Source organism: Thermomonospora sp. CIF 1 (genome assembly GCF_001896795.1).
Classification (GTDB): Bacteria; Actinomycetota; Actinomycetes; order Streptosporangiales; family Streptosporangiaceae; genus Thermomonospora; species Thermomonospora curvata.
Map to the genome: position 1 here is coordinate 166,424 of NZ_MOYN02000014.1, position 22,066 is coordinate 188,489.

A 22,066-nucleotide genomic window follows, 5' to 3' on the forward strand; every position below is an offset into this window, starting at 1 on the left:
TCGGGTCTCCGTGAGGGCTGCGAACCGGATCGCGGATGCTCGGGGCGGCCCTCGCCGCAGCCGGCGAGGCGAAAGCAAAGAGCGCCGAGGGAACCCCTCCCTCGTGCGTGCCGCCTTCGGTCGCAGCCGGAGGCAGGCCCTCAACCGAGGGCTGGTGAAGACCACGTGTGGGACCGGTTGATTCCGGAAGCGCGCGAGTAACGAAGGGTTTCCGCGGTGTACGCGATTGTCCGCGCAGGCGGCAGGCAGGAGAAGGTGACCACGGGCGACGTGCTCACCGTCGACAAGCTCAAGCAGGAGGTCGGCGCCACCGTGACCTTCCCCGCCGTGCTGGTCGTCGACGGCGACAATGTCGTGACCTCCCCGGCCGAGCTGGCCAAGTACAAGGTCACCGCCGAGGTGCTCGGCGCGGTCAAGGGACCGAAGATCAACATCATGCACTACCGCAGCAAGACCGGGTACAAGCGGCGGATGGGCCACCGCCAGCCCTACACCCGGGTCAAGGTCACCGGCATCACGTCCGGCGAGTGAGAGGGAGGTCGACCGATGGCACACAAGAAGGGCGCCTCGTCCAGCCGGAACGGCCGTGACTCCAACGCCAAGCGGCTGGGGGTCAAGCGGTTCGGCGGGCAGGTGGTCAACGCCGGCGAGATCCTCGTCCGCCAGCGCGGCACCCGTTTCCACCCCGGCCGCAACGTGGGCCGCGGCGGCGACGACACGCTGTTCGCGCTGGTCGCCGGGACGGTCCAGTTCGGCCGTTACCGGGGCCGCAAGGCCGTGAGCGTCATCCCGGCGGCGGAGTAGTCCGCCTGCGGAAAGCGTTGCACAGAGGGCGGACCGGCAGGTCCGCCCTCTGCCATGTCGGCCAAAGGGCCGGCTGAGAGCAGGCGAGCGCACCGCACAGGGTCCGAGCACAGGCGACACATCACGAGGAGACACCATGGCCGCTGGCGCGCAGTTCATTGACCGGGTGGTGCTGCACGTCGCGGCGGGCGACGGCGGGCATGGCTGCGCCTCGGTCCACCGGGAGAAGTTCAAGCCGCTGGGCGGCCCCGACGGCGGCAACGGCGGCCGCGGCGGCGATGTCATCCTGGTCGTCGACACCGGCACCGCCAGCCTGCTGGAGTACCACCGCCGCCCGCACCGCCGGGCCGGCAACGGCAAACCCGGCCAGGGCTCGCACCGCAACGGGGCCGACGGCGAGGACGTGGTGCTGCCCGTCCCCGACGGCACGGTCGTGATGACCACCGACGGCCAGGTGCTGGCCGACCTGGTGGGGGAGGGCACCCGGTTCGTCGTCGCCCGCGGCGGCCGGGGCGGGCTCGGCAACGCGGCGCTGGCCTCCCCCAAACGCAAGGCCCCCGGTTTCGCGCTGCTGGGCGAGGAGGGCGAGAAGCTCGACATCGTCCTGGAGCTCAAGAGCGTCGCCGACGTGGCGCTGGTGGGCTTCCCCAGCGCCGGCAAGTCCTCCCTGATCGCGGCGCTGTCGGCGGCCCGCCCCAAGATCGCCGACTACCCGTTCACCACGCTCACCCCCAACCTGGGGGTGGTGGAGGCCGGGGACACCACCTTCACCGTCGCCGACGTGCCCGGCCTGATCGAGGGCGCCAGCCGCGGCCGCGGGCTGGGCCTGGAGTTCCTGCGCCACATCGAGCGCTCCTCCACCATCGTGCACGTCCTGGACTGCGCCACCTTGGAGCCCGGACGCGACCCGCTCACCGACTATGAGGTCATCGAAAAGGAGCTGCAGGCCTACGACCGGGCGCTGGGCGAGCACGTGCGCCCGCTGTCGGACCGCCCCCGCCTGATCGCCCTCAACAAGATCGACGTCCCGGACGGCCGGGAGCTGGCCGAGCTGGTCCGCCCGGAGTTCGAAGAACGCGGCCTGAAGGTCTTCGAGGTCTCCGCCGCCACCCGCGAAGGGCTGCGCGAACTGTCGTTCGCCATGGCCGAGATGGTGCGCTCCTACCGGGCCAGCCTGCCGCCCCCCGAGCCGACCCGGCTGGTGATCCGCCCCGAGCCGGTCGCCGGCGCCGACTTCACCATCAAGCCGATGGGCGACAACACCTACCTGATCAGCGGCACCAAGCCGCTGCGCTGGCTGCGCCAGACCGACTTCACCAACGACGAGGCGGTCGGCTACCTGGCCGACCGGCTGGCCCGGCTGGGCGTGGAGGAGGCCCTGGCCGAGGCCGGCGCCAAACCCGGCGCCACCGTCATGATCGGCACCGAGGACGACGCGGTGGTCTTCGACTGGGAGCCGGAGATCGCCGCCGGCCAGACCCAGGCCCTCGGCCCGCGCGGCACCGACCACCGGCTGGAGGGCCGATGAACGAGCACACCGCAAAGGAGTCCGTTGCGTCCGCAAGGCTTCAGCCCGCCGAGCACCGCAAGACCGCACACGCACATGAGCCGACGAAGGGAAAAGGCGGCGTCTGAGGGCATGCCGGAGGCGAACGGGGGAAACGCATGATCATCGAAGCGGAGACGGCGACTCCCAGGATCCGTGAGGCCATCGCCTGCGCCCGGCGGGTGGTGGTCAAGGCCGGCTCGTCCTCGCTGACCACCCCGCAGGGCACCATCGACGCCGACCGCATCGACGCGCTGGTGGACGTGCTGGCGGCGGCCAAGAACGCCGGCCGGCAGATCGTGTTCGTCTCCTCCGGCGCCATCGCCGCCGGCATGGGCCCGCTCGGCCTGACCCGCCGCCCCACCGACCTGGCCACCCAGCAGGCCGCCGCCAGCGTCGGCCAGGGACTGCTGGTGGCCCGCTACACCTCCTCCTTCGCCCGCTACGGCATGCGCGTCGGGCAGGTGCTGCTGACCGCCGACGACCTGATGCGGCGCGCCCACCACCGCAACGCCCGCCGCGCCCTGGAGCAGCTGCTGGCGATGGGCATCGTCCCGATCGTCAACGAAAACGACACCGTCGCCACCGACGAGATCCGCTTCGGCGACAACGACCGGCTGGCGGCGCTGGTGGCGCACCTGGTCCGCGCCGACGCCCTGATCCTGCTGTCGGACGTGGACGCCCTCTACACCGGCGACCCCCGCCACGGCGACGCCCGCCGCATCACCGACGTGCACGGCCCCGACGACCTGGCCGACGTCAAGCTCGGCGGCTCCGGGCGGGTCGGCACCGGCGGCATGGTCACCAAGGTCGAGGCGGCCCGCATCGCCGGCGGCGCCAGCGTCCCGGTGGTGCTCACCAACGCCGCCTCCGCCGCCGCCGCACTGGCCGGCGAACCGGTCGGCACCTACTTCCACCCCACCCGGGCCCAGCGCCCCTCCACCCGGCTGCTGTGGCTGGCGCACGCCACCACCGGCCAGGGCCGGCTGATCCTGGACCCGGGGGCGGTCGACGCGGTGGTGCGGCGCCGCAAGTCGCTGCTGCCGGCCGGGGTCACCGGCGTGGAGGGCGACTTCTCCGCCGGCGACCCGGTGGACGTGGTCGATGGCGAAGGGCGCGTGGTGGCGCGCGGTCTGGTGAACTATGACGCGGGGGAGATCCCGGCCCTGATGGGCCGCTCCACCCGCTGGCTGGCCCGCGAGCTGGGCCCCGAATACCAGCGAGAGATCATCCACCGCGATGATCTGGTCATCTTGGACCGGCGAGGAGACGAAGGAGCACGGTGATGAGCGAGCGCGAAGACTTCCTGCGGGTGGCCGGTCTGGCCCGGGAGGCGTCGGCGACGCTGGCGCCGCTGCCGCGGGCCGCCAAGGACGCCGCCCTGCACGCCATCGCCGATGCCCTGCTGGCGCACGTCCCCGAGATCGTCAAGGCCAACGGGGCCGATGTCGCCGCCGCCCGCGAGAACGGCATCTCCGAGTACATGATCGACCGGCTCAGCCTGGACGAGGGCCGCATCCAGGCGATCGCCGCGGCCGTCCGCAAGGTCGCCGCGCTGCCCGACCCGGTCGGCGAGGTGGTGCGCGGCACCGTGCTGCCCAACGGCCTGGAGCTGCGGCAGATCCGGGTCCCCATGGGCGTGGTCGGCATGATCTACGAGGGCCGCCCCAACGTCACCGTGGACGCCGCCGCGCTGTGCCTCAAGAGCGGCAACGCGGTGCTGCTGCGCGGCTCGTCCTCGGCCTACAACTCCAACACCGCGCTGGTGCGCATCATGCAGGACGCCCTGGCCGGCACCCAGGTGCCCGCCGACGCCGTGCAGCTGGTGCCCGGCACCACCCGCGAGTCCGCCAAGCACCTGATGCGGGCCCGCGGCCTGGTGGACGTGCTGATCCCCCGCGGCGGCGCCTCGCTGATCAACTCGGTGGTGGAGGAGTCCACCGTGCCGGTCATCGAGACCGGCGTGGGCAACTGCGCCGTCTACGTGGACGCCGCCGCCGACCTGGACATGGCCGTCGACATCGTCATCAACGCCAAGACCCAGCGCCCGTCGGTGTGCAACGCCGCCGAGACGCTGCTGGTCCACCGCGACATCGCCGACGCCTTCCTGCCCCGGATTCTCGCCGCCTTCCAGGACAAGGGCGTCACCGTGCACGGCGATGAGCGCGTCCGCGCCTACTCCGACGCCGTGGTGCCCGCCACCGAGGACGACTGGTACGCCGAGTACCTGTCGCTGGACATCGCCGCCCGCGTGGTCGACTCCCTGGAGGAGGCCGCCGCCCACATCCGCAAGTACGGCTCCGGCCACACCGAGGCGATCGTCACCGACTCCCAGCAGGCCGCCCGCCGCTTCATCGCCACCGTCGACTCCGCCGCGATCATGGTCAACGCCTCCACCCGCTTCACCGACGGGGAGGAGTTCGGCTTCGGCGCCGAGATCGGCATCTCCACCCAGAAGCTGCACGCCCGCGGCCCCATGGGCCTGCCGGAGCTGACCTCCACCAAGTACGTCGTCACCGGCGAAGGCCAGCTGCGGGGCTGAGAAAACCCGCACCGCCGCCCGGCCGCCGCGGCGGCCGGGCGGCGCGCCCGTTCAGCCGCGGCCGCGGGTCTGGCCGGTGACCCGCGACAGCAGATCACCGGCCAGGCCCGCGGCGCCGTCGGCGATGTCGCGGAGCTTGCCGATGAACGGGTCGGCCGTCTCGTTCCAGGACTCCCGGTAGGCCTTGGCGGCGTTGCGGATCTCGTCGGTGACCTTCGCCTCCTCATCGCCGTCCCGGCGCGGATAGTCGCCCTCCAGGATCCGCCGGTACTCGGGGCCGGAGGCCCACTTGTCGATCTCGGCGAACCGCACCACCGGGTACGGGTGCGACCGCTGCAGCAGGTTGAGGAACTTCAGCAGCCCGTCGCGCACGTCCCCGGCCGCGTCGTACTCGCGGGCCTGCCGGTGGAAGGCGTCGGTGTTCATCTCCGCCAGGCGCGGCCCGCCGGCGATCTTCATCAGCGCCCGCTTGACCGCGTCCGGGTCCTGGCTGGTCAGCAGCCCGGCCCGGTCGGCCGACAGCTCCGCCTTGCGCTGCCACTCCTGCAACCCGATCACGATCGCCCCGATCGCCAGGTTGCCCAGCGGCAGCCACGCCAGCCGCGCCCCCAGCGAGGTGAGGATCAGCAGCATCGTCCGGTACACCGCGTGCCCGGACAGGATGTGCCCCACCTCGTGCCCCACCACATACCGCAGCTCCTCGTCGTCGAGCAGCTCGATCAGCCCGGTGCTGAGCACGATGAACGGCTTGCCGCTGCCGATCGTCATCGCGTTCGGCGTCGGGTCCTGCACCACGTACAGCTCGGGGACCTCGTCGAAGTCCAGGATGTAGGCCGCGTCGCGGACCATGTCGTGGATGTTGCGGAACTGGTCGTCGCCGACCCGCACGGCCCCGCCCAGGAACATCAGCCGCAGGGCGCGTTCGCTGAACATGCCGGACAGCCGGCGCAGGACGGTGTCGAACCCGGTCAGCGACCGCAACGCCACCAGGGCGGACCGGTCGGCCGGATGCTCATAGGCCCGGGAGCTGATCCCGGGGAAGCGTTTACGTGCCCGGTCCGGCGTGTTCTTCGTCATATCCGGCATGCTAAGTCCGACGAGCGGCCCCGCCCCAAGGTTCCCGAAGGCCCGTTCCGGCCACCTTCAGCGGCCCGAACGTCCGGGCCGCAACCCCGGGGCGGCCTGCGACCTGAAGATCGGCGCTCGTTATGGTCACCGATATGACCAGCAGCACTGCCGATGGTCCCAGGCGACTCGGCATCATGGGCGGCACCTTCGACCCCATCCACCACGGCCACCTGGTGGCCGCCAGCGAGGTCGCCCACCTGTTCCGGCTGGACGAGGTGGTCTTCGTCCCCACCGGCAGACCCTGGCAGAAGTCCGAACGCCAGGTGACCGCGGCCGAGGACCGCTACCTGATGACGGTGATCGCCACCGCCTCCAACCCCCGCTTCTCCGTCAGCCGCGTCGACATCGACCGGCCCGGACCCACCTACACCATCGACACGCTGCGGGAGATGCGCAAGATCTACGGCCCGCAGACCGAACTGTTCTTCATCACCGGCGCCGACGCCCTGGCCAAGATCCTGACCTGGCGCAACGCCGCCGACATGTTCAACCTCGCGCACTTCATCGGCTGCACCCGGCCCGGCCACCGCCTCGCCGACCCCGGCCTGCCCAAGGGCCGGGTCAGCCTGGTGGAAGTGCCCGCCCTGGCGATCTCCTCCACCGAGTGCCGCGACCGGGTCCGCGCCGGGGAACCGATCTGGTACCTCGTCCCCGACGGCATCGTCCAGTACATCAACAAGCGCGGCCTGTACCGCGACGCCCCCGACCGGCGCTGACCTGCGATGAAGCGACCCGCACCCGCCGGGCGCCGCCACGGCATAACCTGGAGGGAAGCGACCGCCGCCCGCTTTGCCGCGAAAGCACGGGCAGCGGCGACGGTCGTGAGAGAGTAGACCGGGAACCGTCCCCAACCGGGAGGATCACGACCGCACGTGACCGCATCCGACAGGGCCGCCGAGCTGGTCCGGATCGCCGCCGAGGCGGCGGGCGACAAGCTGGCCGACGACATCATCGCCTACGACGTGAGCGAGCAGCTGGTGATCACCGACGCCTTCCTGCTCTGCTCGGCGCCCAACGACCGTCAGGTCCGGGCCATCGTCGACGAGATCGAAAAGCGACTGCGCGAGGAGGCCGACGCCAAGCCCGTGCGTCGCGAAGGGGAACGCGAGGGCCGCTGGATCCTGCTGGACTACCTCGATGTGATCATCCACGTCCAGCACCAGGAGGAACGCGCCTTCTACGCCCTGGAACGGCTGTGGAAGGACTGCCCCGTCATCCCGCTGCCGCAGGCAGTCACCGCGCACGCCGCACAGCGTGCCTCCATGGCCGGTTCCGGAGGTCTGGGTGAGTGACGAGATGGGCACGGGCGCCCGCCGGGAGCCCGGCCGCCGCCGGCTGGTGCTGTGGCGGCACGGCCAGACCTCGTGGAACGTCGAGAACCGCTTCCAAGGCAAGACCGACATCCCGCTGAATGAGGTCGGTCGCGCCCAGGCGGCCCGCTCCGCCCGGCTGCTGGCCGGGCTGCGGCCCACCGCGATCGTCTCCTCCCCGCTGCAGCGCGCCGCCGACACCGCCGCCGCACTCGCCGAGATCACCGGTCTGACCGTCACCTACGACCGTGACCTCATCGAGCGCGACGGCGGCAAGTGGGAGGGCCTGACCGGCAAGGAGATCCGCGAACGCTGGCCGGTCGAGCACGCCCTCTGGCAGCCGCCCGGCGGCGAGACCAGCACCCAGGTCGCCAAGCGGGTCAGCGCCGCCCTGGAACGCGCCGTGGACGCGCTGCCCCCCGACGGGCTCCTGGTCGCCGCCTCCCACGGCGCCGCCCTCCGGCTGGGCATGTGCGGGCTGCTGGGCCTGCCCGAGGAGCTGTGGGAACGGCTCGGCGGCCTGTCCAACTGCTGCTGGTCGGTGCTGGAGGAGATGCGCGACGGCGGCTGGCGCCTGGTCGAGCACAACGCCGGCACCCTGCCCGAACCGGTCCTCAGCGACGACCGTCCCGGGCAGGACGACGGCAACGGCACCACCTGAACGGCAATTCGATTCGAGTCAACGGCCGGTGTCCTATACACTGGCTGCGCGCTGCGGGATGAAAGTCCACGCAGTTGCGCGGGGCTATGGCGCAGTTGGTAGCGCGCCTCCATGGCATGGAGGAGGTCTGGGGTTCGAATCCCCATAGCTCCACCTGGATCCAGGGCCGGTGAAGTCAGCGGTACAGCCGCTTTCCTCACCGGCCCTCGTCGTATCGGCCCGGGGAACGACCCCTGGGTCTCCGGGTTTTGCCTTCACACGTCGGTACAAGGCCCTGAGTGCGCAGGACCTTGAAGGTTTCGGCTCGGCGGGAACCCGGTTGTTCTCGAAGGGCACCGACCCGTTCTTAGGACAGGACCTCTTCCGCCGCGGGCGAGCGATAGGGCCCATGAGGCTTTCTGACCCGCTCCTTCGGACCGGCCTCGGAATTACCTTGCAGACTGCTCCAGCGGGTTTCGTTCGGCCGCTGTCAGCTCCACCGCGCACAGCCCCCTGGGGTCGGAACCGCCCACCAGCAGCCGGGCGCCATCCGATGTGAAGGCGAGAGCGGAGATCGCGCGGGAGACGGCCCGGTAGACGGTGGACGAACCGGTCATGGTCACATGGGCCACCCGGCCGTCTCCGAATCCCACCGCGAGCCAGCCGCTGGGGTGGAAGCACAGGGCGTTGGGTGCTTTGTCCGAGCCGAGTTCACGGGTGTCCAGGGCGAGCACCACCCGGCCGGTGGCGGTGTCGAGGACTGTGAGATTGACGTCTTCGGGCAGGGCGTTGTCCGCGATGCGCACCACCAGCCGGCCGCGCGGGCCGGGAGCGGAGGCGAACGCCGCCAAACGGCCGCCCGGCAAGGCTCCCGGAACAGGCGCTTTTTCTCGGTGAGCGCAGGCTGAGACCACACCAGTTCGCCCGTGGCCACCGAGAACCCCACCAGGCGGCTGTACACCCCGTAATCGGACGTATGGACGATGGCCACCGCCCCATCGCCCGTGACCGCCAGTTGCGCCCCCTGATACAGGGTGCCGCCCAGCACCCGGTGCCGGTCCAGGGCGGTCACTTCTGCCCGCACGACGTCAGCGGCCACCAGACGGGCCTTTGCGTCCCGCTCCAGGCCGAGCAGGTCGTCCACGACCGCCGCCGGCGGAATCGCCGGGGACATGACCGGCGGGCGCATGCCGGGGCGACGGGTGAGCGCCACCAGCGTCTCGCCGCTGGGCGTCCAGCCGAAAAGCGCCTGAAGAGGCCAGTGCACGCCCTCGGTTCCGTCCCCCACCTCGATCACCCGGACGCCCGGGGACGGTGAGGTCCGCTCCGACCCGGGCGGGACCGTCTCCGCCGCGGCCAGGCGCCTGCCGTCCCGGGTGAGCGCCACCGGCGCTCGCAACGCCTCGTACCGGGCGACCTGTGCCTGCAGATCGGGACCGGACCGTACGTGCACCTCGCAGGCGGAGTCCGGCGCGTGCCGGGGAGCCTCGTAGGCGATCGCGCAGGTGCCGTCCTCGGCCACCGAGATCGACCGGACCGCCCCCGGGCCATCGGGGAGGAGCCACTTCTTGGCGCGCCGTCCCGGCCCCGGGGGCAGCGTGAAGTCCAGATCGGACGCTTGACGGGCTGGCGGGGTCACAGGTCGAACCAGGGCAGGCAGGACAGGTCGTAGAGCCTGTTGGAGTCCAAGGTGGCCTCGACGACCTCGTGCCAGTTGCCGCCGTGCTGGGCGTGCATCCACTCCACCGTGGGGCCCATCGGGTCGCCGTAGCGGGCCCGGTTGCGCTCCTCCAGCTTGGCCACCTCCTTGGCCTTCATCTTGGTGCGCACCAGGGCCTTGGCCTCGTTGTGCCGCGGGACCATGATCTCGGCGATCTCCTTCTCGGAGCGTCCCTCCACGCGGAGCTTGTTGACCTCCACCCGCATGGCCTCGAGGCGGTCCAGGTACTGCTGCCGGACCTGGCAGTTGTGCACCCAATCGTCGAAGGGGCCGAAGCCGGTCCACAACGACAGCCCGAACGTGCTGGGCAGCACCAGGAGCGCGATGATCAGCCGCCGCATGCGCAGAACCTCCGGAGGACCGACAGGGCGCCATCGAGGAGGCGACGCCGCACAGGTCAAGGCTGATCAATGATCCCGCAATCGGGGTCGCTGTGCAGATTCACTCGCCGAGTGCACTAAGCTCTCTTCCAGCAGTCGGCGGATCTTCCGGCCACCGACGAGCACGGGGCTATGGCGCAGTTGGTAGCGCGCCTCCATGGCATGGAGGAGGTCTGGGGTTCGAATCCCCATAGCTCCACCTGAATCGAAGGCCACTGTGGTCAGCGGCAGTGACGCTCCCCACAGTGGCCTTCGTCGTTGTCGGCCCGGGATGAGCCTCGCAAGCATCGGCTTTCCCCGCTGAGGTTTCCGTCCCGAACCTCCAAAGCCACATGTTGAACAGGCTCAGGGCCGGCGACCTGGCTGAACGCGAGTGCGATCGGGTGCCGCGCCTCCGCGTCCGAACGGGACTCACCCAACAATCCACTCTTTCGCCGTTGTCTCACCCCTTGGAACACACCGGCGCAAAATGGGGCGATGCGCGTCCGAGTGGGAGATGTGAAGCTCTACTTCGATGTCGACGGCCCTCACCTCGTCCCGGACGGGCCGGCGATGCGAGAGCGCCCGACGATCGTCGTGCTGCACGGCGGGCCGGGCGCCGACCACACGCTCTTCAAACCGATCTTCACCGCTGCCACGGCCTTCGCCCAGGTGATCTACCTCGACCAGCGGGGCAGCGGACGCTCCGACCGCGGCGACGCCCGCTCATGGACGTGGGAACGCTGGGCCGATGACGTCATCGCCTTCTGCGACGTCCTGGAGATCGCAGATCCCGTCCTGCTCGGCACTTCAAGCGGGGGCTGGGTCGCGCTGACGGCGGCGCTACGCCACCCGGACAGGTTGTCCAAACTGGTGCTGGACAGCGTCATGCCCGGACCCACCGCAGAACGCCTGGCGGTCTTTGAACGCCTTGGTGGCCCGCGCGCCCGCGAGGTGGCCCGGCGCTACTGGAAGGGGGAGACCGGCGACGAGATCCGCCGGGAATGGGAGAGCGTCTGCCTACCCCTCTACTCCCGCCGCCCAGACGGCGACCCCGAAGCCGCCGACCGGCTGCGCCGCATCCGCTGGAACCACGATGTCCTCGAACACTTCCGGCATCACCTGGCGGCCGACTTCGACCCCTGGGACCGGCTCCATGCGGTGAGGTGCCCCACGCTCATCCTGGCGGGCGAGGACGACCCGGTGGCCACGGCACCGGCGGCCCGACGCCTCGCCGGTGCGCTCACCGGCTGCCCGGTGCGACTGCATGTCCTAGCGGAGGTCGGGCACGGCGTCTTCCGCGAGGCTCCGGACCGGGCTTTCGAGCTGCTCCGCGACTTCGTGATGGAAGAAGCCGAGTCTCCGGGCCAGTGAGTCAGCCTCGCCCGTGCCGGCCGAGCGGAGGCACCGGGACGACAACGCCCGAGTGAGTGTCTTTCCAGGTCGATCTACTGGCTGCCTGCCTATCGGGGCTTGGAGCTCCCTGGGACCACGACCGGAGCGTTCACCAGATCAGGGGCCGGTGGGCGCTGACGGCTTGGAGGTCTTTCCTGGGAGCCTGTCTGGAGACTGTGAGGTAGTGAGGCGCATGTTGCGCTGGCAAGAGCTCGGAGCAGTGACCAGTGGGATGCGACCGGCAGGGGTGGCCAGCGGTGCCTACCGGGGCTGGTTTGACGTTTGTGTTGATCTTGCTTAGAGTTCTCGTGCCCTCCGGGGAGCGGGGCCGCCGGTAGTGAGGCGGCCGGCTTGGAAGGAGGGGGTCTCTCTGGGGAATCTCGTTCGACGGGGTGTTCGGGCGGGGGTATCCTGGAGAGGTGAGCCCAGACGGGATGCGGGACACCGGGTGAGGTGGCCGGCCCGACGGGACTCCCACACCGGGTTCGGTCTTTGATCGTTGCGGCTCGTCGGCTGTGTCGGCGGGTGTGGGTGTGGGGCTGGGCGAGGTTCCTGGTCGGTGAGGTCGATTTGATCGGTCTCTTGACTGGGGCTAGGATCCCGGTAGTGTTGAAGGGTTGCCCCGGGGTCGGGGCCCGTGGTTGCGGGTCGCTGGTCCGGTGGGTGTCCGTTTCTTGAGAACTCAACAGTGTGTCAAAAGCCAGTGCCTTGTGTCAGCCTCTGCCTGGTGTGGGTGGGGGTTGTGGTTCCTCGTCAGAGGATGATGTTGTTGGGATCGTTTGATCTCGTCTGAAGGTTTGGCTCACCTGGTGTTTGTGCCGGGTGGGTGTGTGGCCTTTGGTGGAGAGTTTGATCCTGGCTCAGGACGAACGCTGGCGGCGTGCTTAACACATGCAAGTCGAGCGGAAAGGCCCCTTCGGGGGTACTCGAGCGGCGAACGGGTGAGTAACACGTGAGTAACCTGCCCTCGACTCTGGGATAAGCCTGGGAAACTGGGTCTAATACCGGATATTCACCTCCTGTCGCATGGTGGGGGGTGGAAAGTTCCCTCTTTTTGGGGGTTCGGTCGGGGATGGGCTCGCGGCCTATCAGCTTGTTGGTGGGGTGACGGCCTACCAAGGCGACGACGGGTAGCCGGCCTGAGAGGGCGACCGGCCACACTGGGACTGAGACACGGCCCAGACTCCTACGGGAGGCAGCAGTGGGGAATCTTGCGCAATGGGCGAAAGCCTGACGCAGCGACGCCGCGTGGGGGATGAAGGCCTTCGGGTTGTAAACCCCTTTCAGCACCGACGAAGTTTGGACGGTAGGTGCAGAAGAAGCGCCGGCTAACTACGTGCCAGCAGCCGCGGTAATACGTAGGGCGCGAGCGTTGTCCGGAATTATTGGGCGTAAAGAGCTCGTAGGCGGCTTGTCGCGTCTGTCGTGAAAGCCCACGGCTTAACCGTGGGTTTGCGGTGGATACGGGCAGGCTAGAGGCAGGTAGGGGAGCATGGAATTCCCGGTGTAGCGGTGAAATGCGCAGATATCGGGAGGAACACCGGTGGCGAAGGCGGTGCTCTGGGCCTGTTCTGACGCTGAGGAGCGAAAGCGTGGGGAGCGAACAGGATTAGATACCCTGGTAGTCCACGCCGTAAACGTTGGGCGCTAGGTGTGGGGTTCTTCCACGGATTCCGCGCCGTAGCTAACGCATTAAGCGCCCCGCCTGGGGAGTACGGCCGCAAGGCTAAAACTCAAAGGAATTGACGGGGGCCCGCACAAGCGGCGGAGCATGTTGCTTAATTCGACGCAACGCGAAGAACCTTACCAAGGCTTGACATCACCCGAAAACCTGCAGAGATGCAGGGTCCCTTCGGGGGCGGGTGACAGGTGGTGCATGGCTGTCGTCAGCTCGTGTCGTGAGATGTTGGGTTAAGTCCCGCAACGAGCGCAACCCTCGTTCCATGTTGCCAGCGGGTTATGCCGGGGACTCATGGAAGACCGCCGGGGTCAACTCGGAGGAAGGTGGGGACGACGTCAAGTCATCATGCCCCTTATGTCTTGGGCTGCAAACATGCTACAATGGCCGGTACAGAGGGCTGCGATACCGTGAGGTGGAGCGAATCCCTAAAAGCCGGTCTCAGTTCGGATCGAAGTCTGCAACTCGACTTCGTGAAGTCGGAGTCGCTAGTAATCGCAGATCAGCAACGCTGCGGTGAATACGTTCCCGGGCCTTGTACACACCGCCCGTCACGTCACGAAAGTCGGCAACACCCGAAGCCCGTGGCCTAACCCGTAAGGGGGGGAGCGGTCGAAGGTGGGGCTGGCGATTGGGACGAAGTCGTAACAAGGTAGCCGTACCGGAAGGTGCGGCTGGATCACCTCCTTTCTAAGGAGCACTTGTCCAACCTGCCGGCACTTGTGTGGTGTTGGTGTGGTTCAGGGTTTCGGTCTACGGGGCCGTGGGTGCCTCGGACCGGTGCTCGCAAATCGTGGAACACTGGCTAGTCAACCTGCCTGGGTTGCTGCCCGGTCAGTACTACCCGCATCCGACGGTGTCGGATGGCTCCTCTTGACTGAGGGGTCGGAGCCTTGCTTCTCCCTGTGCGGGGGGTGGGGTTCGGGGTGTGGAACCTCCGGTGTCGGGGGCTTGGGTGGGTTGGGCACACTGTTGGGTCCTGAGGAAACGGGCCTCTTTGGGGGTTGGTTTTCTCGGACTGTTCGGGGCCACGTGCCTGGCGCTCTGCCTGGTGGTGGGGTGTGTGGGTGTGGTTGTCCGGTTGTTTTTTGTGAACTGCATAGTGGACGCGAGCATCTGTTGATTGCCCGACCACCTGTTTCCTCCCTTTTTTGTGGAGGGGTTGGTGTTGGTAAGTTGGTAAGGGCATACGGTGGATGCCTTGGCACCAGGAGCCGATGAAGGACGTGGGAGCCTGCGATATGCCTCGGGGAGCCGGCAACCAGGCTGTGATCCGGGGATTTCCGAATGGGGTAACCTGGCACCTGTCATGGGGTGTCGCCGCCGTCTGAATGTATAGGGCGGTTGGTGGGAACGCGGGGAAGTGAAACATCTCAGTACCCGCTGGAAGAGAAAACAAATTGTGATTCCGTGAGTAGTGGTGAGCGAAAGCGGAGGAGCCTAAACCGTGCGCGTGTGATACCCGGCGGGGGTTGCGTGTGCGGGGTTGTGGGAGCGCCCAGCTGGGTCCGCCGGCCTGGCGGGGAGTGAGAAACCGTGTGTGTAGCCGAACGATCTGGGATGGTCGACCGTAGACGGTGAGAGTCCGGTAGGCGAAACGCATGCGGCTCCCGGGCGTTGTCCCGAGTAGCACGGGGCCCGTGGAATCCCGTGTGAATCTGCCACGACCACGTGGTAAGGCTAAATACTTCCTGGTGACCGATAGCGGACTAGTACCGTGAGGGAATGGTGAAAAGTGCCCCGGTGAGGGGTGGTGAAAGAGTACCTGAAACCGTATGCCTACAAGCCGTCAGAGCCGTTGGCCCTGCCTTTGGTGGGGTTGGTGATGGCGTGCCTTTTGAAGAATGAGCCTGCGAGTCATGGTGTGTGGCGAGGTTAACCCGTGTGGGGTAGCCGTAGCGAAAGCGAGTCTGAAGAGGGCGTTTGAGTCGCATGCTGTGGACCCGAAGCGGGGTGATCTAGCCATGGGCAGGGTGAAGCGCCGGTAAGACGGTGTGGAGGCCCGAACCCACCAGGGTTGAAAACCTGGGGGATGACCTGTGGCTAGGGGTGAAAGGCCAATCAAACTCCGTGATAGCTGGTTCTCCCCGAAATGCATTTAGGTGCAGCGTCGCGTGGTGCTTGCCGGAGGTAGAGCTACTGGATGGCCTAGGGGCCTTACCGGGTTACCGAAGTCAGCCAAACTCCGAATGCCGGTAAGTTGAGCGCGGCAGTGAGACTGCGGGGGATAAGCTTCGTGGTCGAGAGGGAAACAGCCCAGATCATCGGCTAAGGCCCCGAAGCGTGTGCTAAGTGGTAAAGGATGTGGAGTTGCCGTGACAACCAGGAGGTTGGCTTAGAAGCAGCCATCCTTGAAAGAGTGCGTAATAGCTCACTGGTCAAGTGATTCCGCGCCGACAATGTAGCGGGGCTCAAGCACACCGCCGAAGCCGTGGCATCTCGTGTTCTCCTTGGGAGGGCGCGGGGTGGGTAGGGGAGCGTCCTGTAGCCGGTGAAGCCGCCGAGGGATCGAGTGGTGGAGGCTGCGGGAGTGAGAATGCAGGCATGAGTAGCGAGTCACACGTGAGAATCGTGTGCGCCGGATGACTAAGGGTTCCTGGGGCAGGCTGTTCCGCCCAGGGTAAGTCGGGACCTAAGGCGAGGCCGTGAGGCGTAGTCGATGGGCAACGGGTTGATATTCCCGTACCCGCTGGTATGCGCCCATATCGAACCTCCGGATGCTAACCACCCGAACCGCCCCTGCGACCTTCGGGTCGTGGGTGTTTGCGGGGAGGCTGGGACCCGACGGGGTAGTAGGTAAGCGATGGGGTGACGCAGGAGGGTAGCTCAGCCCAGGCGGTGGTTGTCCTGGGGTAAGCATGTGGCCCGCGCGGTAGGCAAATCCGCCGCGCATTGAGGGTGAGGTGCGATGCCGAGCCGTTTTAGGCGAAGTGAGTGATCCCATGCTGCCGAGAAAAGCCTCTAGCGAGCATGCCGGCGGCCCGTACCCTAAACCGACTCAGGTGGTCAGGTAGAGAATACCGAGGCGTTCGGGTGAACTGTGGTTAAGGAACTCGGCAAATTGCCCCCGTAACTTTGGGAGAAGGGGGGCCCTGTCTGGTGAACCCACGTGCTGGGGGAGCTGGGTGGGGTCGCAGTGGCCAGGGGGAAGCGACTGTTTACTAAAAACACAGGTCCGTGCGAAGTCGTAAGACGCTGTATACGGACTGACGCCTGCCCGGTGCCGGAACGTTAAGAGGACCGCTTAACCCCTTCGGGGGTGAAGGTGAGAATCTAAGCGCCGGTAAACGGCGGTGGTAACTATAACCATCCTAAGGTAGCGAAATTCCTTGTCGGGTAAGTTCCGACCTGCACGAATGGCGTAACGACTTCCCCGCTGTCTCAACCACAGGCCCGGCGAAATTGCAGTACGAGTAAAGATGCTCGTTTCGCGCAGCAGGACGGAAAGACCCCGGGACCTTCACTACAGCTTGGTATTGGCGTTTGAGGTGGCTTGTGTAGGATAGGTGGGAGACTGTGAAGCCTGGACGCTAGTTCGGGTGGAGTCGTTGGTGAAATACCACTCTGGTCATTTCGAGCGTCTAACCCGCGCCCGTGGATCCGGGTGGGGGACAGTGCCTGGTGGGTAGTTTAACTGGGGCGGTTGCCTCCTAAAGGGTAACGGAGGCGCCCAAAGGTTCCCTCAGCCTGGTTGGTCATCAGGTGGTGAGTGCAAGGGCACAAGGGAGCTTGACTGTGAGACGGACGTGTCGAGCAGGTGCGAAAGCAGGGCCTAGTGATCCGGCATCTCCGTGTGGAAGGGGTGTCGCTCAACGGCTAAAAGGTACCCCGGGGATAACAGGCTGATCTTCCCCAAGAGTCCATATCGACGGGATGGTTTGGCACCTCGATGTCGGCTCGTCGCATCCTGGGGCTGGAGTAGGTCCCAAGGGTTGGGCTGTTCGCCCATTAAAGCGGCACGCGAGCTGGGTTTAGAACGTCGCGAGACAGTTCGGTCCCTATCCGCTGCGCGCGTAGGAGACTTGATGGGGGGCTGTCCCTAGTACGAGAGGACCGGGACGGACGAACCTCTGGTGTGCCAGTTGTCCCGCCAGGGGCATGGCTGGTTGGCTACGTTCGGGAGGGATAACCGCTGAAAGCATCTAAGCGGGAAGCCTGCCCCGAGATGAGGTCTCCCTCCCCGCCCTTCGGGGTGGGGGTAAGGCTCCCAGGAGATGACTGGGTTGATAGGCCGGGCATGGAAGCCCTGTGAGGGGTGGAGTGGACCGGTACTAATAAGCCGAGTGGCTTGCCTACACCGTTGGGTGGTTGGGCAGTCAACAGGTGTTCGTGTCCCTGTGTGGTTCACAGGAAACAACCCCGCACACACCCGCGCAAGGGGTGGTTTCGGGGTGGTTTGATAAGTGAACAGTGTGTGAGCGTGTGGTTTCCCGCCCCTTTTTGATGGGGGTGGGGGGAGCGTCCATGATGGGTTTCCTCACCGGCCCGCCGGTGGGCCTGGCCCCTTCCCCGGAGGACGGGGAGGGTGTGGCCGGCCCCCTGGGTGGGTTGGGGTGGGGGTTGGGCGTTCCGGTGGTTATGGCGGAGGGGAAACACCCGGTCCCATTCCGAACCCGGTAGTTAAGCCCTCCAGCGCCGATGGTACTGCATGGGAGACTGTGTGGGAGAGTAGGTCACCGCCGGAACACACACGTTGAAAAAGGAGGGGGTCTCGTCCCGGGTTGGGGGCGGGGCTCCCTCTTTTCTTTTTGTTGGGCCCGTGGGGGTGGGTTTTCGGCTCCTGAGCGGGGTTGAGAGAGGTGCTTCCGGGTTTTCCCGGAAGGGCGGGAGCTCCCTTTTTTGTTTTGTTGGGGTGTGGGGTGGTGTGCCGTCCCCGGTTTTCAGGTGGGGCTGAGAAAGGGTCGGGGGTGCGTTCGGAGAGCCCAGAGGGCGGGTCTGCGACCGTGTGGGCGGGGGGTGGGTTTCGGCTCCTGAGCGGGGCTGAGAGGGACGGGCTCCGGGAAGCACGGGGACCGGGGGTCCCCCCTTTTTTTGTGTTGTTGGGCGAGGGGGGGCGGGTTGGTGTGCCGATCCCCGATTCAGGCTGGGTTTTGTTTGCTCTGCCGCTTGGTTTGAGGCGGTGTCATGTGGGGGTGAGGTCCCTCATCGCTTCGGCAGACTGACGGGTGAGGTGGGGGGGTCAGCATGGCCACCGCCTCCCCACAAGGGTGAGGGAGCGGAGTTCTTCTCGGCTGATGACCCAGCACACCAAGGACTCGATGCCGGCCGCCAGGGAACTGCCGGCCACCTGCACCCGCGGGCCGCTCTCCAACAAGCCCGTGACCACTCTCCACCGCCTACCTCTCGGCTTCGTGCAGCATCCGAGCAGCTCGAACGGCCACAGCGCCTCTCCGAACAGGACACGGCGCAGACTCGCCGAGCCGTCTTCTGCAAGCAGGGAGTGGGACGGGCGCCGTGCGATCAAGAAACGGTACACCCAGGCTCGGGACGAGGCGGAACCGGCCGCTATGGAAGCTCGCCCCTCGACAAGAGACGCCGCGCCACACGGAGACTGACATCACCTCAGCTCGTTGATTCGGGTGATGGTGGGGAGGATTCCAGGCGTTGCAGGTGGGCGGCTGCGGCGTTGAGGTCGTTTTCGCTGAAGACGGTGATGCCGTGGCGTTCCAGGAGGGCCGTGGTGACGCCGATGCCGGGGGACAGCCGGCCGGTGAAGGAGCCGTCGTAGATCCGGGTGATGCCGCAGGATGGGCTGGATTCTTTAAGGATGGCCAGGCGGGCGCCTGCTCGCCGGGCCGCCTCCAGGGCGCGCTGGGCGCCGGCCAGGAAGGCCGCGGTCACGTCCTGGCCGGTGTCGGTGAGGACGCGGGCGGTGCCGTCCAGGACCGCCGGGCCGCCGCCGGGGCCGGTGATCTCCGCGGGGCGGCGGGGGACGGGCAGTCCGCCGCCGACCTCGGGGCAGTAGGGCACCAGGCGTCCTTCGGCCTGCCAGCGGTGGAGGATCGCATCGTCGCGCCGCTTATCGCGGCCGTCGTAGCGCACCGGCCGGCCCAGCAGGCAACTGCTGACCAGGATCTTCTCCACACCCTCACGCTACCCGGCCGGTGGGAGGGCTCGTTTTCGCGCGATGGATCTCGCGGTTGGGGCCTGCGACGTTGCCGGGGTGTCCGGAAGGTGCGGTCTGACCGGCGCTGACGTGGGCGTTCGTCCCGTGCGGTGCATGGACCCCGCCGTTAGTGGACAGGTAGAGCGGTGACAAGGAAGTCCCGTCTCGAGGAGCCCAGCATGGTTCTGCTCGGCCGTCAGTTGCCGGAGGCGCCGCCGGTGCGGCGTAGCCGGGGCTCGCAGCTCGTCTCCTGGATCACCTCGACCGATCACAAGGTGATCGGCCACCTGTACTTGATCACCTCGTTCGTGTTCTTCCTGATCGGCGGAGTCATGGCGCTGGTGATACGCGCCGAGCTGGCCGATCCCGGGCTGCAGGTCGTCACCAACGAGCAGTACAACCGGCTGTTCACCATCCACGGCACGGTGATGATGCTGCTGTTCGCCACCCCGCTGTTCTTCGGGTTCGCGAACGCGATCATGCCGTTGCAGATCGGGGCGCCGGACGTGGCGTTCCCGAGGATGAACATGCTGAGCTACTGGTTCTTCCTGTTCGGCGGCACGATCGTGATGCTGGGGTTCCTCACCTCCTCCGGTGCGGCCAGTTTCGGCTGGACCGCCTACACCCCCTTGAGCAACGAGACCTTCTCACCGGAGGTCGGCGGGGACCTGTGGATCATGGGGCTGGCGCTGTCGGGCCTGGGCACCATCTTGGGCGCGGTCAACTTCATCACCACCATCCTGGGGATGCGGGCGCCCGGCATGACGATGTTCCGGATGCCGATCTTCACCTGGAACACCCTGCTGACCAGCATCCTGGTGCTGCTGGTGTTCCCGCCGCTGGCGGCGGCGCTGCTGGCGCTGATGGCCGACCGCAGGCTGGGCGCCCACATCTACGACGCCTCGACCGGGGGCGCGCTGCTGTGGCAGCACCTGTTCTGGTTCTTCGGCCACCCGGAGGTCTACATCATCGCGCTGCCGTTCTTCGGGATCATCACCGAGATCATCCCGGTGTTCAGCCGCAAGCCGCTGTTCGGCTACGTCGGCATGGTCGGGGCGACGATCGCGATCACCGGGCTGTCGATGGTGGTGTGGGCGCACCACATGTTCACCACCGGCCAGGTGCTGCTGCCGTTCTTCTCGTTCATGACGTTCCTGATCGCGATCCCGACCGGGGTGAAGTTCTTCAACTGGGTCGGCACCATGTGGCGGGGCAGCATCACGTTGCAGACGCCGATGCTGTGGTCGATCGGGTTCCTGGTGACCTTCCTGTTCGGCGGGCTGACCGGTGTCATCCTGGCCTCCCCGCCGATGGACTTCCACGTGCACGACTCCTACTTCGTGGTGGGTCACTTCCACTACGTGGTGTTCGGCACGGTGGTGTTCGCGATGTTCGCCGGGTTCTACTTCTGGTGGCCGAAGTTCACCGGCAAGATGCTCAACGAGACGCTCGGCAAGTGGCATTTTTGGACCCTGTTCATCGGGTTCCACACCACGTTCCTGGTGCACCACTGGCTGGGCGCCGAGGGCATGCCGCGCCGTTACGCCGACTATCCGACCGAGTTCCTGGCCTTGAACAGGGTTTCCAGCGCGGGCGCGCTCCTGCTGGGGACCTCCACGCTGTTCTTCCTGTACAACGTCTACCGCACCGCGCGGCACGGCAAGCGGGTGCAGATCGACGACCCGTGGGGCTATGGGAACTCGATGGAGTGGGCCACGTCCTGCCCGCCGCCGCGGCACAACTTCCTGGCGATCCCGCGGATCAGGTCTGAACGCCCGGCGTTCGACCTGCACTACCCCCGCATCCGGGTGAGCACCGCGGCGATCGGCGGTGAGAGAGAGGGCGGCCGGGCGGTCGAGAGCGGAGGCGAAGAAACCTCCTAGCCGAGGTGGCCGCTGCGGTGACGCAGGGCTCAGCGGCCGTGGTGCTCGCGGCGGTAGCGGGCGGCGGCGAACTGGGCGACGCGCAGGACCGTCCTGGGGCTCAGGCGCATGCCGCGCCAGATGGCCCGGCCCGAGGCGGGGGCGACGATGAGCGCCTGGTTGCGGGCCACCCCGCGCATGATGTCGCGGGCGAGCCGCTCGGGGGTGTAGAAACCGCCGGCCTGCTTTTTGATCTGGGTTCGGCCGTCCCCGCTCATCGGGGTCTCCGGCAGGCCGGGGTTGATGTTGGCCAGCAGCGGGGTGTCCACGAAACCGGGGCAGACCACGCTGACCTTGACGCCGACGCCGGCCGCCTCGGCGCGCAGCGCCAGTGACAATCCGACCACCGCGTGCTTGGTGGCGGTGTAGGGGATGCCCATCGGCATGGGGAGCAGCCCGGCCAGCGAGGCGGTGTTGACGATGTGCCCGGAGCGCTGGCGCAGCATGAGGGGGTAGGCGGCCTGCACGCCGTGGACGACGCCCTTGAGGTTGATGTCGATGGCCCGGTTCCAGTGGTCGAGGGTCAGTTCCTCGGCCAGTCCGCCGATCGCGATGCCGGCGTTGTTGAAGACCAGGTCGAGCCGGCCGTGCTCGGCGTGGACGTCCTTGTAGAGGGTTTCGACGGCCTCGGCGTCGGTGACGTCCAAGGCGGCGGCGATGGCGCGGCCCCGGCCGAGGGTGTTGAGCTTGTCGGCGACGTGCTTGGCGCCGGGCTCGTTGATGTCGGCCACCACGACGGTGTCGCCGCGGGCCACCAGAGAGGTGGCGATGGCGCGGCCGATGCCTGAGGCGCCCCCGGTCACGATCGCGATCTTCATGAACTGGTTCCCCGCTCCAAGCCGCACGTCCGGCCGCTTTTATTGGACAGCCGGTCTACTCATGGGGAGTATACGGGGTGGTATGTGCTCGATGCCGA

Annotated in this window: 15 protein-coding genes, 2 tRNA genes and 3 rRNA genes; 15 read left to right on the top strand and 5 right to left on the bottom strand. The window is 67.4% G+C overall.

The window, feature by feature from the left end; all coding sequences use genetic code 11:
- The first annotated feature begins 216 nt into the window (after window positions 1-216).
- The 5 genes from rplU to BUE48_RS07655 all read left to right on the top strand — a co-directional run bounded on the left by rplU (window position 217) and on the right by BUE48_RS07655 (window position 4,892).
- Window positions 217-531, top strand: a complete 315-nt coding sequence (gene rplU / locus BUE48_RS07635) for a 50S ribosomal protein L21 (RefSeq protein ID WP_012851907.1) — start codon at window positions 217-219, stop codon at window positions 529-531.
- 15 nt (window positions 532-546) lie between these two features.
- Complete coding sequence (gene rpmA / locus BUE48_RS07640) at window positions 547-804, top strand: 50S ribosomal protein L27 (RefSeq protein WP_012851908.1); 258 nt, start codon at window positions 547-549, stop codon at window positions 802-804.
- A gap of 136 nt (window positions 805-940) precedes the next feature.
- Entirely contained in the window at window positions 941-2,332 is a 1,392-nt protein-coding gene (gene obgE / locus BUE48_RS07645) for a GTPase ObgE (protein ID WP_286989474.1), read from the top strand.
- A 137-nt stretch (window positions 2,333-2,469) separates the two neighbouring features.
- Entirely contained in the window at window positions 2,470-3,636 is a 1,167-nt protein-coding gene (gene proB, locus BUE48_RS07650; protein ID WP_012851911.1) for a glutamate 5-kinase, read from the top strand.
- Window positions 3,636-4,892, top strand: coding sequence for a glutamate-5-semialdehyde dehydrogenase (locus tag BUE48_RS07655; RefSeq protein ID WP_286989477.1), 1,257 nt, complete (start codon window positions 3,636-3,638; stop codon window positions 4,890-4,892). Before proB ends, BUE48_RS07655 begins: the two co-directional genes overlap by 1 nt.
- Before the next feature lie 51 nt (window positions 4,893-4,943).
- Here the strand turns inward: BUE48_RS07655 and BUE48_RS07660 are convergent, their stop codons facing one another.
- Window positions 4,944-5,969, bottom strand: a complete 1,026-nt coding sequence (locus tag BUE48_RS07660) for a M48 family metallopeptidase (protein WP_041439407.1) — start codon at window positions 5,967-5,969, stop codon at window positions 4,944-4,946.
- A gap of 143 nt (window positions 5,970-6,112) precedes the next feature.
- Between BUE48_RS07660 and nadD the strand changes: the two genes are divergently transcribed.
- The 4 genes from nadD (at window position 6,113) to BUE48_RS07680 (ending at window position 8,144) form a co-directional block, all read left to right on the top strand.
- Window positions 6,113-6,736, top strand: a complete 624-nt coding sequence (gene nadD, locus BUE48_RS07665) for a nicotinate-nucleotide adenylyltransferase (protein WP_083789978.1) — start codon at window positions 6,113-6,115, stop codon at window positions 6,734-6,736.
- A 156-nt stretch (window positions 6,737-6,892) separates the two neighbouring features.
- Window positions 6,893-7,312, top strand: coding sequence for a ribosome silencing factor (gene rsfS, locus BUE48_RS07670; RefSeq protein ID WP_012851915.1), 420 nt, complete (start codon window positions 6,893-6,895; stop codon window positions 7,310-7,312).
- A gap of 4 nt (window positions 7,313-7,316) precedes the next feature.
- Window positions 7,317-7,991 (top strand): histidine phosphatase family protein, encoded by a 675-nt coding sequence (locus BUE48_RS07675; RefSeq protein ID WP_041439409.1) that lies wholly within the window; start codon window positions 7,317-7,319, stop codon window positions 7,989-7,991.
- Window positions 7,992-8,071: 80 nt separating this feature from the next.
- Window positions 8,072-8,144 (top strand) — tRNA-Ala (locus tag BUE48_RS07680).
- 275 nt (window positions 8,145-8,419) lie between these two features.
- Here the strand turns inward: BUE48_RS07680 and BUE48_RS07685 are convergent.
- Both BUE48_RS07685 and BUE48_RS07690 read right to left on the bottom strand, forming a co-directional pair.
- Entirely contained in the window at window positions 8,420-8,836 is a 417-nt protein-coding gene (locus BUE48_RS07685) for a WD40 repeat domain-containing protein (RefSeq protein WP_286989481.1), read from the bottom strand.
- A gap of 769 nt (window positions 8,837-9,605) precedes the next feature.
- The gene (locus BUE48_RS07690; protein ID WP_012851918.1) at window positions 9,606-10,031 is read right to left on the bottom strand and encodes a hypothetical protein; all 426 of its coding nucleotides are present in this window, start codon (window positions 10,029-10,031) and stop codon (window positions 9,606-9,608) included.
- A gap of 165 nt (window positions 10,032-10,196) precedes the next feature.
- Here BUE48_RS07690 and BUE48_RS07695 point away from each other — a divergent pair.
- The 5 genes from BUE48_RS07695 to rrf all read left to right on the top strand — a co-directional run bounded on the left by BUE48_RS07695 (window position 10,197) and on the right by rrf (window position 17,807).
- Window positions 10,197-10,269, top strand: a tRNA-Ala gene (locus BUE48_RS07695).
- 278 nt (window positions 10,270-10,547) lie between these two features.
- Window positions 10,548-11,423 (top strand): alpha/beta fold hydrolase, encoded by an 876-nt coding sequence (locus tag BUE48_RS07700; protein ID WP_286989482.1) that lies wholly within the window; start codon window positions 10,548-10,550, stop codon window positions 11,421-11,423.
- An 858-nt stretch (window positions 11,424-12,281) separates the two neighbouring features.
- A 16S ribosomal RNA gene (locus BUE48_RS07705) occupies window positions 12,282-13,812 on the top strand.
- A 479-nt stretch (window positions 13,813-14,291) separates the two neighbouring features.
- A 23S ribosomal RNA gene (locus tag BUE48_RS07710) occupies window positions 14,292-17,418 on the top strand.
- Between the two features lie 272 nt (window positions 17,419-17,690).
- Window positions 17,691-17,807, top strand: a 5S ribosomal RNA gene (gene rrf / locus BUE48_RS07715).
- The 16S, 23S and 5S rRNA genes sit together here, the layout of an rRNA operon.
- An 877-nt stretch (window positions 17,808-18,684) precedes the next feature.
- Here the strand turns inward: rrf and BUE48_RS07720 are convergent.
- Window positions 18,685-19,206, bottom strand: coding sequence for a 2-thiouracil desulfurase family protein (locus BUE48_RS07720; protein ID WP_012851920.1), 522 nt, complete (start codon window positions 19,204-19,206; stop codon window positions 18,685-18,687).
- 201 nt (window positions 19,207-19,407) lie between these two features.
- On the opposite strand from BUE48_RS07720, the gene ctaD reads away from it, so the two are divergent.
- Window positions 19,408-21,111 (top strand): aa3-type cytochrome oxidase subunit I, encoded by a 1,704-nt coding sequence (ctaD, locus tag BUE48_RS07725; RefSeq protein WP_286989485.1) that lies wholly within the window; start codon window positions 19,408-19,410, stop codon window positions 21,109-21,111.
- A gap of 29 nt (window positions 21,112-21,140) precedes the next feature.
- On the opposite strand, the gene BUE48_RS07730 is transcribed toward ctaD, so the two are convergent.
- Window positions 21,141-21,968, bottom strand: coding sequence for an SDR family NAD(P)-dependent oxidoreductase (locus tag BUE48_RS07730; protein WP_012851922.1), 828 nt, complete (start codon window positions 21,966-21,968; stop codon window positions 21,141-21,143).
- Window positions 21,969-22,066: the final 98 nt, after the last annotated feature.